Here is a 13,800-nt window from a genome sequence, read left to right as displayed (position 1 = left end):
CGTTTTCAGGAAAAAAAGCGCCGTTCGTGACGGTTATTTCCGGTCTGCTTTCTGGGCTGCTTTTAAGTCTGCTTCGCGCCTCTCCTCGCGACACCGTTCGAGCAGCGCTTCGAGCGCGCGGTCGGGCATGCCGCTCTCACGCAGCGCATGGACCGTGCGGCTGACGTAGTCGAGCGTGGTGCCGTAGCGACCGCTCGCACAGCCGAACACGGTTTTGACGACGTCGTCGCGCAGCTTGCCGGTGTAGCTCGGCACGTCGCGGCGCATCACGAAGGCGAGCGCATCGACGCGCCGGCCGTCGGCGAGCACGCACGGCAGCCACGCCGGGCGGTATGAACCCATCGCCATTTCGCGACGCCAGAGTGCTTCGAGATGCGGCATCGAGCCTTCGGCCGCGAGCCGGAATGCGATGCCGGTGCACGAACCGCCGCGATCGAGCGCCAGCACGAGACCCGGCTGCTCGGGCGTACCGCGATTCACGCGCGACCACAGGTAGAGCCCGCGGTGATAACCGTGGACCCTCGATCGGGTGGCTTCGACGGTGGGCAGGCCGGGATTCCAGATCAGCGAACCATAGCCGAACAGCCACAGGTCGCTCTTGCGGTCCCAGTCTCGCAACGTGCATTCGAGCGACGCGCGCAGTTCCTCGTCCGTCAGGAGCCGCGATTCGCCGAGTGCCGGCGGATAGTCCGGGCAGGGCGTTCGGGTGTCGGCTTCGGGGGAAGAGGTGCTCACGATGGGTTTTGAACAAGTTGGACGTTTGCGACGTGCGGGTGATCGACGCCTACTGGTAGGGATCGGGAAAGCCGAGCTTGGCGAGGATTTCCGTTTCGATCGCTTCCATTTCCTCGGCTTCTTCCTCGGCTTCGTGGTCGTAGCCCTGGGCGTGGAGCGTGCCGTGCACGAGCAGATGCGCGTAGTGCGCGATGAGCGGCTTGCCTTGGTCGGCGGCTTCTTTCTCGACCACCGGACAGCACAGGATCAGGTCGCCCGTCACCGGATCGTCTTCCGATTCGGCGTACGCGAAGGTCAGCACGTTGGTCGAATAATCCTTGCCGCGATAGGTGCGGTTCAGCGTGCGGCCTTCTTCGGCATCGACGAAACGCACCGTCAGTTCGCCGTCCGCGAAGAGGGCCGCCTTGATCCAGCCGGCCACCGTGGCGCGCGGCAGCAGCGCCTTGTGTTCCGGCCAGGTTTTGGCGGCGGGAAATTGCAGATTCAACGTCAGTTTCGGGGCGCGGCTCATGCGGTTTCGTTGTAGTGCGTTCGTTGCGGCTGCGGGCGCTTAGCGCGAATCCGCCGGACTGGCGGTTTTCTGCGAATGCGCATCGTACGCCTCCACAATTCGCGCGACCAGCGGATGCCGCACCACGTCCGCGCTGGTAAAGCGCGTGAGCGCAATGCCGCGCACGTCGGCCAGCACCTGTTGCGCTTCGATCAGCCCGCTCTTGTGGCCGCGCGGCAAGTCGACCTGAGTCGTGTCGCCGGTGACCACCGCCTTCGAGCCGAAGCCGATCCGCGTGAGGAACATCTTCATCTGTTCGGGCGTGGTGTTCTGCGCCTCGTCGAGGATGATGAACGCGTGGTTCAGCGTGCGGCCGCGCATGTACGCGAGCGGCGCGATTTCGATCATCTGCCGCTCGAACATCTTGGCGGTCTTGTCGAAGCCGAGCAGGTCGTACAGCGCGTCGTACAAAGGACGCAGATACGGATCGACTTTTTGCGCCAGATCGCCCGGCAGAAAGCCGAGACGCTCGCCCGCTTCGACAGCCGGACGGGTCAGCACGATGCGCTTGACCTGGTCGCGCTCGAGCGCGTCCACCGCGCAAGCCACCGCGAGATAGGTCTTGCCGGTGCCGGCCGGGCCGATGCCGAAGGTCACGTCGTGCGAGATGATCTGCTTCAGATACTCGCGCTGCGCCGGCGTGCGGCCGCGCAGGTCGGCGCGCCGCGTGTACAGCTTCGGGCCGAGTTCTTCGAGGTCGTCGTCGCCGGCGTCGGCGGGCTGGTCGAACGGATGATCCGGATTGCCGGGGAAACGCGCGTCGCCCGCTGCGTCGCTATGACCATTGCCATTGCCGTTCGTGCGATGGCGCGCCGGGTGGCGCACTTCGACGAGCGCGAGCTGGATGTCGTCGACCGACAGCGGCTCGCGGGCATTGTTGTAGAAGTTCTCGAGCGCGGTGAGCGCGAGTTTCGCGCCGCGCCCGCGAATCGTGATGCGGTGGCCACGGCGTTGCAGCGTCACGTCGAGCGCCTGCTCGATCTGGCGCAAATTTTCGTCGAGCGGGCCGCAGAGGTTGGCGAGCCGCGCGTTGTCTTCGCGCGGTGCGGTGAATTCCAGATGCTGCTGAGTGGTCTTCAAGGCGGTGGGTCGATCCTGTCGGTTTCGCTACGCGCGTTGGCGTCGCTTTAATGGGTCGTGGCCGGAGCGTCGTCATGAACCAGCACGAGCTCGCCACGTAGCGAATGTGGGTACGCATGGACGATTTTCACGTCGACCATCTGGCCGATCAGCCTTGCGTGCGACGCCACCGGTGCCGGGAAATTCACCACCCGGTTGTTCTCGGTGCGGCCGGCGAGTTCGTTCGGATCCTTGCGCGCCGGGCGCTCGACCAGTATGCGCTCGATCTTGCCGACCATCGAATCGCTGATGCGCTGCACGTTTTCCTCGATGGTGGCCTGCAAATGTTGCAGACGCTTGAGCTTCACTTCACGCGGCGTGTCGTCGTGCAGATTCGCGGCCGGCGTGCCGGGGCGCGGGCTGTAGATGAACGAGAAGCTGGTGTCGTACTTCATCTCGTGCACGAGCGCCATCATCTTGTCGAAGTCTTCTTCCGTCTCGCCGGGGAAGCCGACGATCATGTCGGTGGAGAGCGACAGGTCAGGGCGGATCGCGCGCAGCTTGCGGATCACGGATTTGTATTCGAGCACCGTGTAGCCGCGCTTCATGGCCATCAGGATGCGGTCCGAGCCGTGCTGCACCGGCAGATGCAGGTGGCTGACGAGCTTGGGCACCTTCGCGTAGGTGTCGATCAGGCGCTGCGTGAATTCCTTCGGATGCGACGTGGTGTAGCGAATCCGTTCGATGCCCGGAATGTCCGCGACATATTCGATCAGCGTGGCGAAATCGGCGATGTCCGACGAACCCAGCGTGAGACCGGCGCGGTAGGCGTTCACGTTCTGGCCGAGCAGCGTGACTTCGCGCACGCCCTGGTCGGCGAGGCCGGCGATTTCGGTCAGCACGTCGTCGAGCGGCCGCGACACTTCTTCACCGCGTGTGTACGGAACAACGCAATAGCTGCAGTACTTGCTGCAGCCTTCCATGATCGACACGAACGCGCTCGGGCCGTCGACGCGAGCCGGCGGCAGGTGATCGAACTTTTCGATTTCCGGGAACGAGATGTCGACTTGCGCGCGGCCGCTTTCGCGGCGCTTGTCGATCATTTGCGGCAGACGGTGCAGCGTTTGCGGACCGAACACCAGATCGACGTACGGTGCGCGCGCGACGATCGCCGCGCCCTCCTGGCTCGCCACGCAACCGCCCACGCCGATGATCAGATTCGGATTCGCTTCCTTCAGCTCGCGCACGCGGCCGAGGTCGGAGAACACTTTTTCCTGCGCTTTTTCGCGCACCGAGCACGTGTTGAACAGAATGACGTCCGCGTCTTCCGGCGTGTCGGTCTTCACGAGCCCTTCAGCCGCGCCGAGTACGTCGACCATCTTGTCGGAGTCGTACTCGTTCATCTGGCAGCCAAAGGTCTTTACATAAACTTTCTTGGTCATCGAATTTCGCCGGTCGCAGTGGTTAACCTGGGGGCGTCGTTTAAAAGGTGAACAGGGCGAAACGTGCGAGCGGGCCGCGGGGCGGCGCTTCAGGCCACTATCGGGCAGCGTCGGGGCACGTTTGCAGCGTAGCTCGTTATTATAGCCCTTCGCGCGACGCGGTTTCCCCGGTTGCCTGGCCGTGTGGCCCGTCCGGCGGCAAGCCCAACAGACCTTCCAGTTCGTCCGACACCTGCGCAAAACGCTCGCTCAGGAAATCCAGCAGCACGCGCACGCGCGGCGCCATGAAGCGGTTGCGATGGTAGAGCGCGTGCAGCGGCGCGTCCGGATAACGCCATTCCGGCAGCAGGATCTTCAGGCCGTCGGCGCGCAGATCCGCCTCCACGTCCCACATCGACTTGATCGCGATGCCGTAGCCGCGCAGCGCCCATTCGCGGGCGACGGCACCGTCATTGGTCTCGCGGGCGGCTTCGAACGGCACGGTGTAGTGCTGCACCTCGTCGCCGCGCGTGAAGCGCCACTCGTTCGCCAGCCCGGAGGCGGTGCCCAGCACGATGCAGTCGAAATTGGCGAGATCGTGCGGATCCTTTGGTTCGCCCTTGCGAGCGATGTAGTCCGGCGACGCGCACAGCACGCGCCGGTTCGGCGCCAGCTTGCGGGCGACCAGCGAGCTGTCCTGCGGCACACCGAAGCGGATCGCCAGATCGATGTCCTCCTGCACCAGATTCGACAGCGAGTCCGACAACGTCAGCGCGAAGGTCACTTCCGGATACAGCGCGTTGAATTCGTCGAGCCAGTGCATCAGCAGATTGCGGCCGAAATCCGAGGTCGCCGAGACCCGCACCTTGCCACGCACCACGCCCTGGCCGGCTTGTAGGGCGGCTTCGGCGTCGTCGAGCGATTGCAGCGCCTGACGGCAGCAATTCAGGTAGAGGCGGCCTTCGTCGGTGAGCCTGAGTTGGCGGGTGGTGCGCTCGAACAGGCGCGCTTTGAGGCCGGCTTCGAGTTTGGCCAGGCGGGCGCTGGCGGCGGCCGGCGTCAGACCCATCTTGCGGCCGGCCGCAGACAGGCTGCCCTGCTGCGCGGCCTCAACAAACAGACGGATGTCACCGAGGTTGTCCATGGCGAATCTTTCAAAAGATATTTGAAAATGCTTCAAATGCTACGCCAATTATCAAATCGACACTCAGCCTCGACAATTGCGGTCATGGAAAACCCTGATTCCGCCCAAGCCATGCAACTCGATCACGCGACGATCGTCACCGCCGAGCTCGACTCCGCCCGACGCTTTTTCGTCGATGTCGCCGGGCTGACCCTAGGCGCGCGTCCGCCGTTTTCGATCGACGGCTACTGGCTATACGCGAACGGCCGCCCGCTGATTCACCTGATCGACGCGACGGTGCCCGCCGTGACCGGTCGGACGGCGCCGCGTATCGACCACATCGCCTTCCGGCTGGAGAGCGCCGCCGAATGGCGGGCGCTGCTCGGTCGCCTGCATGCGCACGGCGTCGATTACCAAACCGCCTATGTGCCGCAGATGAGGCCGCAGGAGGCTCAGGCGCAACTGTTCGTGGCGCTCGCGCCGGGCGTCGTCGTCGAATTCGTGACGGCGCTGCATCACGCTCAACCTTAAATCCTGGAGTAGAAAAATGCCCATTCCATTACTGGCGTTGGCGATCAGCGCCTTCGCGATCGGCACGACGGAATTCGTCATCATGGGCCTGCTGCCCGAGGTCGCGCACGATCTGGCGGTGTCGATTCCGTCGGCGGGCTTGCTGGTGAGCGGCTACGCGCTCGGCGTCGCGGTCGGCGCACCGCTGCTCGCGGTGCTGACCAGCAAGATGCCGCGCAAGCTGGCGTTGCAGTTGCTGATGGGCGTGTTCATCGTCGGTAATACGCTGTGCGCGATCGCGTCCAGCTATTCCGTGCTGATGATCGCGCGCGTGGTGACGTCGTTCGCGCACGGGTCGTTCTTCGGCATCGGCGCGGTGGTGGCGGCTTCGCTCGTGCCGGCCGAAAAGCGCGCCAGCGCGATTGCGCTCATGTTCACCGGCCTGACGCTGGCGAACGTGCTCGGCGTGCCGTTCGGCACGTTCGTCGGCCAGGAGTTCGGCTGGCGCGCGGCGTTCTGGATCGTCAGCGCGTTCGGCGTGCTGTCGCTCATGGGGGTTACGGCGCTGGTGCCGAATCGTCATGACGCCGCTCCGGTCGGCCTCGGTCACGAAGTGCGTGTGTTGAAGGACCCGCAAGTCTGGACCGCGCTCGCGATGACGGTGCTCGGCTTCGGCGGCGTGTTCGTCGTGTTCACCTATATCGCGCCGATTCTGGAGCAGGTGAGCGGCTTCTCGCCGCGCGGCGTCACGCTGATTCTGGTGTTGTTCGGCGTGGGCCTGACGATCGGTAATACGGTGGGCGGCAAGCTGGCGGACCGCGCGCTGATGCCTTCGCTGATGGGCATTCTGGTCGCGCTCGCGGTGGTGATGGCGATCTTTGCGCGCACCAGCCATTCGCAGATTGCAGCGGCGGTCACTATCTTCGTGTGGGGCATTGCTGCGTTCGCCACCGTGCCGCCCTTGCAGATGCGTGTGGTCGAAAAAGCGGCTGCGGCGCCGAATCTGGCTTCGACGTTGAACATCGGTGCGTTCAACGTTGGCAATGCGGGCGGCGCGTGGCTCGGCGGTCTGGTGATCAATCACGGTCATTCGCTCGATACCTTGCCGTGGGTGGCGGCCGGAGTCAGCGTGGCGGCGTTGCTATTGACGTGGTTCGCTGCGCGTATGGATGCGCCGGCAGCGACGGTGGCGCAGCGGGCGTGAGGGCAAATGAGGCCGTGAATCGCCCGCGCCCGTGCCCTTATGAAAAATTCGCACAAGCATTGCGGAAAACGTCCTCCGCAATGCTGATAACAGTGTGAAGATAACTTCGTTGGGCGCGGCGGGGCGCGATGCTATCTTGCTTCCACTAACCGTTTGCCCGCCGTCCGGCGGCGCTCCTGGAGGCAATCATGCATTCCCCGCTTGCGCTGGTTCGCGATCCCACGGCTGACACCGATGCGTCGCCGCGTGCCGCTGAACCCTTCGATGCACTCGAACATCTCGTCGGCGTGAATCTCGCCCGTTTGCGCGCCGAGCGGCAACTGTCGCTCGACGCTTTGGCCCGCGCGTCAGGCGTGTCGCGCGCGATGCTCGCGCAGATCGAGTCGGCGCGCAGCGTGCCGTCCATCAAGGTGCTATGCAAAGTGGCGGCCGCGTTGAAGGTGTCGGTGGCGGCCTTTTTGCGGCGCCATGCCACCAACGGCTTCGAGCATTTGCCGGCGGAGCGCTCGTCGCGCGTCGTCAGTTCGAATGGACGCTATTCCGCCCGGCCGCTTTATCCTGACGCCGAGCCGACCGCCGCCGAGTTTCACGAGTTGCGGATCGCGCCGTTGCACACCGAAGCCGGGACGCGCCGCGCGCCGGGCACGACGGTGAATCTGGTGGTGAGCGAGGGCACGCTGGAAGTCAGCGTGCACGATCAACGCCAGTTGCTGGCCACCGGCGACGCGATCGTGTTCGACGCCGACCAGCCGCATAGCCTGCGCAATCCCGGCGACACGGAAGCGCGCGCGTTTCGCGTCACGCTGAAGGCGGAAACGCCGCCGCGCTGGGACGTGCCCGCGCACCACGAGCCGCAGCGCGAGGCCGCGCCGGTTTGACCGGCATCGTTTGCGGACCGATGTGGTCGGAGTCAGAGATTTCCGTCTGATCAGTAGGGTTGCGCTGCACGTGCGGCGCGACTGTTGTATGCTTTGCCAGCCGGTCGATCCGGCAATCAGTGCGTCTTCAGGGCGGGGTGAAATTCCCCACCGGCGGTAGGCCGGCAACGCGAAAGCGTGAGCCGGTGAGCCCGCGAGCGCCCACGTAGTGCGGTCTTCCGAACAGGAAAGACTGAAGTGGGGTCAGCAGATCTGGTGAGAAGCCAGAGCCGACGGTTAGAGTCCGGATGGAAGAAGATGTGCAGATAGTCATGTTCGTTTCCGTGGCGCCGCTTGCAGGTTGAGGCGGTGTGCGAGCGTCGCTTTGCGCGGCGTTCAACGGCGCGTCTTTGTCTGTTTGCAATGCCCTGAAACGTTTCTCGCCCAACTTTTGCGATGAGCGTTTCAATCATGACCTTTGCTACTTTTCCTGCTCCGTCGACGATTGCGGATAGCGCATTCCTCGATCTCCCGTTGCTCGACACCGAAGCCGTTCCGCCGCGTATCGCCGCCGCGTTGCAAGCCATGCGCGATGGCCGCGCCGTCGTTCTACAAGACGACCACGACCGTGAGAACGAAGCCGATCTGATCGTTTCCGCCGAGCGTCTGTCCGTCGAAACCATGGCGTTGTTGATCCGCGAATGCAGCGGCATCGTGTGCCTGTGTTTGCCCGACGAGAAAATCCGCGCGCTCGAACTGCCGCCGATGGCCGTCAACAACGAAAGCCGTCACGGCACCGCGTTCACGGTTTCGATCGAAGCACGCGACGGCGTGACCACCGGCGTGTCCGCGCTCGATCGCGTGACGACGATTCGCGCCGCGATCGCCGACACGGCGAAGCCCGCCGACATCGTGCGCCCTGGCCATGTGTTCCCGTTGCGTGCGCAACCCGGCGGCGTGCTGGCGCGTCGCGGCCATACCGAAGGCACGGTCGATCTTGCGATTCTCGCGGGTTTGAAACCGGCTGGCGTGCTGTGCGAACTGATGAACCCGGACGGCACGATGACGCGCGGCGCCGATGTGGAGCGCTTCGCCGCGCAACACAATCTGCCGATGCTGACCATCGCCGAACTGGTGGAGTTTCGTCAGGCGCTGGCGCAGGCGCGCGAATGCGTGGCTGACGAGGCTTGATGGGCGAGGCGTGCGCGCGTGTGAAATGAGGCGCGCACTCGCTTGCAGCGCTGATGCGAAAAAGCCGGCTGTTTTCAGCCGGCTTTTCTGTTGCCGCAAGCCGTTGGTGCGAACGGTTACGACTGCACGTCGCCGAACTCGCCGCGTACGCCCGCTTCGACCAGCGCGGGCAATTCATCCATATGCTGCATGATGCGCGTCATGCCCATCTTGCGCAGCGCGTCCGCGTAGCCATCGGGAATATGGCTCGCGCCGACGAAAGCGATCGTCTTCATCCCCGCCGCGCGCGCGGCATTCAAACCGGCCACGCTGTCTTCCACCACGACGCATCGTGACGGTTCCACGTCCAGCGTCTTCGCGGCGAACAGATAGACATCGGGATAGGGCTTCGGCCGCGCCACCTGTTCCGCGCTGAAAATGCGTTCGCCGAAAATCTGCTGCAGACCGGCGCGCCGCACCGACGCATTCACGCGCGCCATGCGGCTGTTCGATACGACGGCGGCCGGCAACGTGACGCGTTGCAGCGCATCGCGCACGCCGTTGATCGGGCTGAGCGAAGCCGCGAGTTCGAGCTCGACGTTGTGCTCGATAGTGTCGAAAAAATTCGCGGGCAGCGTGATATCGAACGACTTCTCGATGCTTTCGAGAAAGCGCGACGTTTGCTGGCCAAAGGCCATCTTGACGATGGGTTGGAAGTCGAGGCCCGGGAAGGTGGCGGTCAGCGTTTCGAGCATCACTCGGTCAGCGATGATTTCGCTGTCGACGAGCACGCCGTCGCAGTCACAGATGAGGTGGTCGATCATGCCTGGAAACGGAAAGCGAAGCGCACGGGCAAGGCAATTGCAAGTTCATGCGCGGAGAGTGAAGCCGTCATGATACGTGCTTTGGCGCCGCGTGAGCGGCGCCGCCGCTTTCCGTCGATGCTCAGGCGCGTTTTATCTGCGCGCCCAGCTCAATGCACATGCAGGTACAGATACAGACACGCTGCCGCCGCACCGCCCAGCAACGGACCGCAAACCGGAATCCACGCATAGTGCCAGTCGCTGTCGCGCTTGCCCGGAATCGGCAGCAGCGCGTGCATCAAACGCGGCGACAGGTCACGAGCGGGGCTCATCGCGTAACCGGTCGGGCCGCCGAGCGAGATGCCGATGCCGAGAACCAGCAGGCCGACCGGCAGCGCGTCGAGCGCGCCGAGACCGACTTGCGGCGAAGCCAGATACAGCACACCCAGAATCAGCACGAAGGTGGCGATCATTTCGGTGAGCAGGTTGTGCGGCACGCTGCGAATCGCGGGCGAGGTGCAGAACACGCCGAGCTTCACGTCGGCGTCGCCTTCTTTCGCGAAGTGCTGGCGATACGCCATCCACACGAGCAGCGCGCCGGCCATGCCGCCGAGCATCTGCGCCGCGATATAGCCGGGCACCTTGGCCCACGCGAACTTGCCGGCCAGTGCGAGGCTGATGGTCACGACGGGATTCAGGTGAGCGCCGCTGAAGGACGCGGTGACGTAGACGGCGATGAACACGGCCATCGCCCAGCCCATGACGATCACGATCAGGTCGGCGCCTTTGCCTTTGGTGCGCGCGAGCAGCACGTTGGCGACGGCGCCGTCGCCGAGCAGCACCACGAGTGCCGTGCCGATGAATTCAGCAATGTAAGGAGACATCGTTGGTTATCCGAAATATAGTTGTTAGGGAAGCCGCCGGATAAGCGGCTTCTTTATTGTCGAAAGAGAAGGGGTAAAAGACGCGCTCAGGGCGTATCGGCCCAGGCCTTCGCGGCGCGGATCGCGCGCTTCCAGCCGTCGAGGCATTCCTTGACGTCGGCGTGCGGCAGGGCCGGTGTGAAGCGGCGGTCGAGCTTCCATTGGTTTTGCAGTTCGTCGACGTCTTTCCAGTAACCGACCGCGAGACCGGCCAGATAAGCCGCGCCTAACGCGGTCGTTTCCGCTACCTGCGGGCGCACCGCATCGACGCCGAGAATGTCGGCCTGGAACTGCATCAGCAGATTGTTCGCGCACGCGCCACCGTCCACCCGCAACTCGCCGATGCGAATGCCGGAGTCGGCTTCCATCGCCTTCAACACGTCGAGCGACTGATAGGCGATCGAGTCGAGCGCGGCGCGCGCGATATGCGCCGAGTTCGTGCCGCGCGTCACGCCGAACAGCGTGCCGCGAGCACGCGCATTCCAATGCGGCGCGCCGAGTCCGGCGAAGGCGGGCACCAGATACACGCCGTCGCAATGCGGCACGCTGCGCGCCAGCGTTTCGATCTCAGCGGCGTTCTTGATGATGCCGAGGCCGTCGCGCAGCCATTGCACCACGGCGCCGCCGATGAAGATGCTGCCTTCGAGCGCGTAATTGATCTGGTCGCCGATCTGCCAGGCAATCGTGGTGACGAGATTGTTCTTCGATTCGATCGGCTTGTCGCCGGTGTTCATCACGAGGAAGCAGCCCGTGCCGTAGGTGTTCTTCACCATGCCCGACTCCGTGCACATCTGGCCGAAGAGGGCGGCGTGCTGGTCGCCGGCGATGCCCGCGAGCGGAATCTTCGAAGCGAACACGGTGGTCTTGGTCGGCCCGTACACTTCCGACGAAGCCCGCACTTCCGGCAGCATGCTGCGCGGAATGTCGAGCGCCTCGAGCAGTTCGTCGTCCCACTTCAGCGAGTGGATGTTGAAGAGCATCGTGCGCGACGCGTTGGTGACGTCGGTGACGTGCAGGCCGCCCTTGGTGAAATTCCAGACCAGCCAACTGTCGACCGTGCCGAACGCGAGGCGGCCCTGTTTGGCTTTTTCGCGCGCGCCTTCGACGTTATCGAGAATCCAGCGGATCTTGGTCGCCGAGAAGTACGAGTCGATCGGCAGGCCGGTTTTGGCGCGGACTTTCTCTTCGAGGCCCTGTTCCTTCAGCTGGTCGCAAAAGTCGGCGGTGCGGCGGTCCTGCCAGACGATCGCGTTATAGATCGGATGGCCGGTTTCGCGATCCCACACGATGGTGGTTTCGCGCTGATTGGTGATGCCGATCGCGGCGATCGATGTGCCGTTCATGCCGGCACGCGTCACGGCTTCGGCGGCGACGCCGGCCTGGGTCGACCAGATTTCCTGCGGATCGTGTTCGACCCAGCCCGGACGCGGATAGATTTGCTGGAATTCCTTTTGAGCGGTCGACACGATATTGCCGAGCCGGTCGAACAGCATCGCGCGCGAGCTGGTGGTGCCTTGGTCAAGCGCGAGGATGTACTGGTCCTGCATTGTCTCTTCTCCATGCGTTTTATGAATCACCGGACGGATAGCCGGCGACGGGAACGGCTTGTTGTTTTAAGCGGGCTGCAACACGTGATGGTGCGGCCCCGCCTGGTCCAGCCGAGGGGTGAATCGATCCGGTTTGTTTAGAAGCAGCGAGCGCGTCGCGTGGGCGATGTCTGACTATGCGCTCTGTCGCTCGGGTTCGCGAGCGAACCACGCGTCGATATCGCGTGTGATCGAATCGAGCGTGCCGGGTTCGACGTGCAAGCCGAGTTTCGAACGGCGCCACAGCACGTCCTGCGCGCTGCGCGCCCATTCGGTATCGCGCAGGTAAGTCAGTTCCGCTTCATAGAGGCCCGGCGCGAAGGCCCGGCCGAGATCGCCCACGGAACGCGCATTGCCGACCACATGCTTGACGCGCGTGCCGTAGGCGCGGGCGAGGCGATGCGCCAGATCGGCCGGCAACCAGGCATGCTGCTGCTTGAATTCGCTGAGAAAGCGCTCGAAGTTGGCGTTCGGAATGTCGCCGCCGGGCAACGGCGCGCCGGCCGTCCACGAAGACGCACCGTGCTGCAGCGCGTCCGCGAGTTTGTCGACGGCTTCTTCCGCCAGTTTGCGGAAGGTGGTGATCTTGCCGCCGAACACCGACAGCAGCGGCGCTTCGCCGGCCGGCGCGTCGAGTTCGAGCGAGTAGTCGCGCGTGACCGCCGACGGGTTGTCCGCGCCTTCTTCCTCGAGCAGCGGACGCACGCCCGAATAGGTCCAGCGCACGTCGGCCGGCGAAATCTTCTGCTTGAAGTAGCGGTTGATCGACTCGCACAGGTACTGCGTTTCTTCAGCGTTGATCGCCACTTGCGACGGGTCGCCACGATATTCGAGATCCGTCGTGCCGATGAGCGTGTAGTCGTGTTCGTACGGAATCGCGAAGATGATGCGCTTGTCCGGATTCTGGAAGATATACGCGTGGTCGTGTTCGAACAGGCGCCGCGTGACGATATGGCTGCCTTTCACGAGCCGCACGCTGTGCGTCGCGGCGCGGCCGAGCGCGCCTTGCAGCAGTTCGCCGACCCACGGGCCCGCGGCGTTCGCAATCGATCCGGCACGCACGTCCAGAATCGTGCCGTCCGGGCGCTTGAGTTGCGCGCGCCATTCGCCGCCCGCGCGCACAGCGCTCAGCAGTTTCGTGCGCGTGAGAATTTTCGCGCCGTGTTCCTGGGCGTCCAGCGCGTTCAGCACGACGAGGCGCGCGTCGTTGACCCAGCCGTCCGAGTACACGAAACCGCGCTTGATCGAATCGACCAGCGGTGCGCCCGCCGGATGGTTGCGCATCACGATGCCGCGCGAGCCAGGCAGCAGCTCGCGTTTGGCGAGATGGTCGTACAGAAAGAGACCGGCGCGGATCAGCCAGGCCGGGCGCAGATCGGGCATGTGCGGCATCACGAAGCGCAGCGGCCACATGATGTGCGGCGCGGCGCGCAGCAACGTTTCGCGCTCCTGCAGCGCTTTGCGCACCAGCCCGAACTCGCGGTATTCGAGGTAGCGCAGGCCGCCGTGGATCAGCTTTGTACTGGCCGACGACGTATGCGCCGCCAGATCGTCCTGTTCGCAGAGCAGCACGGACAGGCCGCGGCCCGCCGCATCGCGAGCGATGCCTGCGCCGTTGATCCCGCCGCCCACGACGAGCAAATCGTATCTCGAGCCTTGCGTCACCTGCTGTGTCCCCTGCGTCGTATCCAGAAAATCATTTGGAAAAACTATCGAACTGATCGTGTTCGTTTTCGAACTTTAATGAACATATTCGAAAAAGTAAAGTTCGGTTTGTTTGGGCGCTCCTCTAACGGCTGTCCGGGTAGTGGCGCAACGCGCGGCCACGGACGATACTCTTGGGAGCAGCCATTTCGAGG

At 64.2% G+C, this 13,800-nt stretch carries 13 protein-coding genes and 1 riboswitch; of the genes, 4 read left to right on the top strand and 9 right to left on the bottom strand.

The window, feature by feature from the left end:
- Positions 1-33: 33 nt before the first annotated feature.
- The 5 genes from P0D80_RS26685 to P0D80_RS26665 form a co-directional block, all read right to left on the bottom strand.
- Complete coding sequence (locus P0D80_RS26685; protein ID WP_132373155.1) at positions 34-735, bottom strand: gamma-glutamylcyclotransferase; 702 nt, start codon at positions 733-735, stop codon at positions 34-36.
- A 49-nt stretch (positions 736-784) separates the two neighbouring features.
- Positions 785-1,246 (bottom strand): rRNA maturation RNase YbeY, encoded by a 462-nt coding sequence (ybeY, locus tag P0D80_RS26680; protein ID WP_408287762.1) that lies wholly within the window; start codon positions 1,244-1,246, stop codon positions 785-787.
- A gap of 39 nt (positions 1,247-1,285) precedes the next feature.
- Positions 1,286-2,365, bottom strand: coding sequence for a PhoH family protein (locus P0D80_RS26675; protein ID WP_132373158.1), 1,080 nt, complete (start codon positions 2,363-2,365; stop codon positions 1,286-1,288).
- 47 nt (positions 2,366-2,412) lie between these two features.
- Positions 2,413-3,786 (bottom strand): tRNA (N6-isopentenyl adenosine(37)-C2)-methylthiotransferase MiaB, encoded by a 1,374-nt coding sequence (gene miaB, locus P0D80_RS26670; protein WP_132373160.1) that lies wholly within the window; start codon positions 3,784-3,786, stop codon positions 2,413-2,415.
- 139 nt (positions 3,787-3,925) lie between these two features.
- On the bottom strand, positions 3,926-4,909 hold the full coding sequence (locus P0D80_RS26665) for a LysR family transcriptional regulator (RefSeq protein ID WP_132373162.1): 984 nt from the start codon (positions 4,907-4,909) through the stop codon (positions 3,926-3,928).
- 111 nt (positions 4,910-5,020) lie between these two features.
- On the opposite strand from P0D80_RS26665, the gene P0D80_RS26660 reads away from it, so the two are divergent.
- From P0D80_RS26660 to ribB, 4 genes are all read left to right on the top strand, one after another.
- Positions 5,021-5,419 (top strand): VOC family protein, encoded by a 399-nt coding sequence (locus P0D80_RS26660; protein WP_408287833.1) that lies wholly within the window; start codon positions 5,021-5,023, stop codon positions 5,417-5,419.
- 16 nt (positions 5,420-5,435) lie between these two features.
- Entirely contained in the window at positions 5,436-6,602 is a 1,167-nt protein-coding gene (locus P0D80_RS26655) for an MFS transporter (protein WP_408287757.1), read from the top strand.
- A 188-nt stretch (positions 6,603-6,790) separates the two neighbouring features.
- Positions 6,791-7,480 (top strand): helix-turn-helix domain-containing protein, encoded by a 690-nt coding sequence (locus P0D80_RS26650; protein WP_132373166.1) that lies wholly within the window; start codon positions 6,791-6,793, stop codon positions 7,478-7,480.
- A gap of 119 nt (positions 7,481-7,599) precedes the next feature.
- Positions 7,600-7,783: riboswitch (FMN riboswitch) on the top strand.
- A gap of 147 nt (positions 7,784-7,930) precedes the next feature.
- On the top strand, positions 7,931-8,650 hold the full coding sequence (gene ribB / locus P0D80_RS26645) for a 3,4-dihydroxy-2-butanone-4-phosphate synthase (protein WP_134457854.1): 720 nt from the start codon (positions 7,931-7,933) through the stop codon (positions 8,648-8,650).
- Between the two features lie 116 nt (positions 8,651-8,766).
- Here the strand turns inward: ribB and P0D80_RS26640 are convergent, their stop codons facing one another.
- The 4 genes from P0D80_RS26640 to glpD all read right to left on the bottom strand — a co-directional run bounded on the left by P0D80_RS26640 (position 8,767) and on the right by glpD (position 13,606).
- Entirely contained in the window at positions 8,767-9,453 is a 687-nt protein-coding gene (locus tag P0D80_RS26640; protein ID WP_408287752.1) for an HAD family hydrolase, read from the bottom strand.
- A gap of 149 nt (positions 9,454-9,602) precedes the next feature.
- Positions 9,603-10,316, bottom strand: a complete 714-nt coding sequence (locus P0D80_RS26635; protein WP_132373170.1) for an MIP/aquaporin family protein — start codon at positions 10,314-10,316, stop codon at positions 9,603-9,605.
- 86 nt (positions 10,317-10,402) lie between these two features.
- Positions 10,403-11,902, bottom strand: coding sequence for a glycerol kinase GlpK (gene glpK / locus P0D80_RS26630; protein ID WP_408287749.1), 1,500 nt, complete (start codon positions 11,900-11,902; stop codon positions 10,403-10,405).
- A gap of 174 nt (positions 11,903-12,076) precedes the next feature.
- A complete protein-coding gene (gene glpD / locus P0D80_RS26625; RefSeq protein ID WP_408287746.1) occupies positions 12,077-13,606 on the bottom strand; it encodes a glycerol-3-phosphate dehydrogenase in 1,530 nt (509 codons plus the stop codon).
- Positions 13,607-13,800: the final 194 nt, after the last annotated feature.

Source organism: Paraburkholderia sp. RL17-373-BIF-A (assembly GCF_046030175.1).
GTDB lineage: Bacteria > Pseudomonadota > Gammaproteobacteria > Burkholderiales > Burkholderiaceae > Paraburkholderia.
This window is presented reverse-complemented; position numbering and strand designations above follow the sequence as displayed.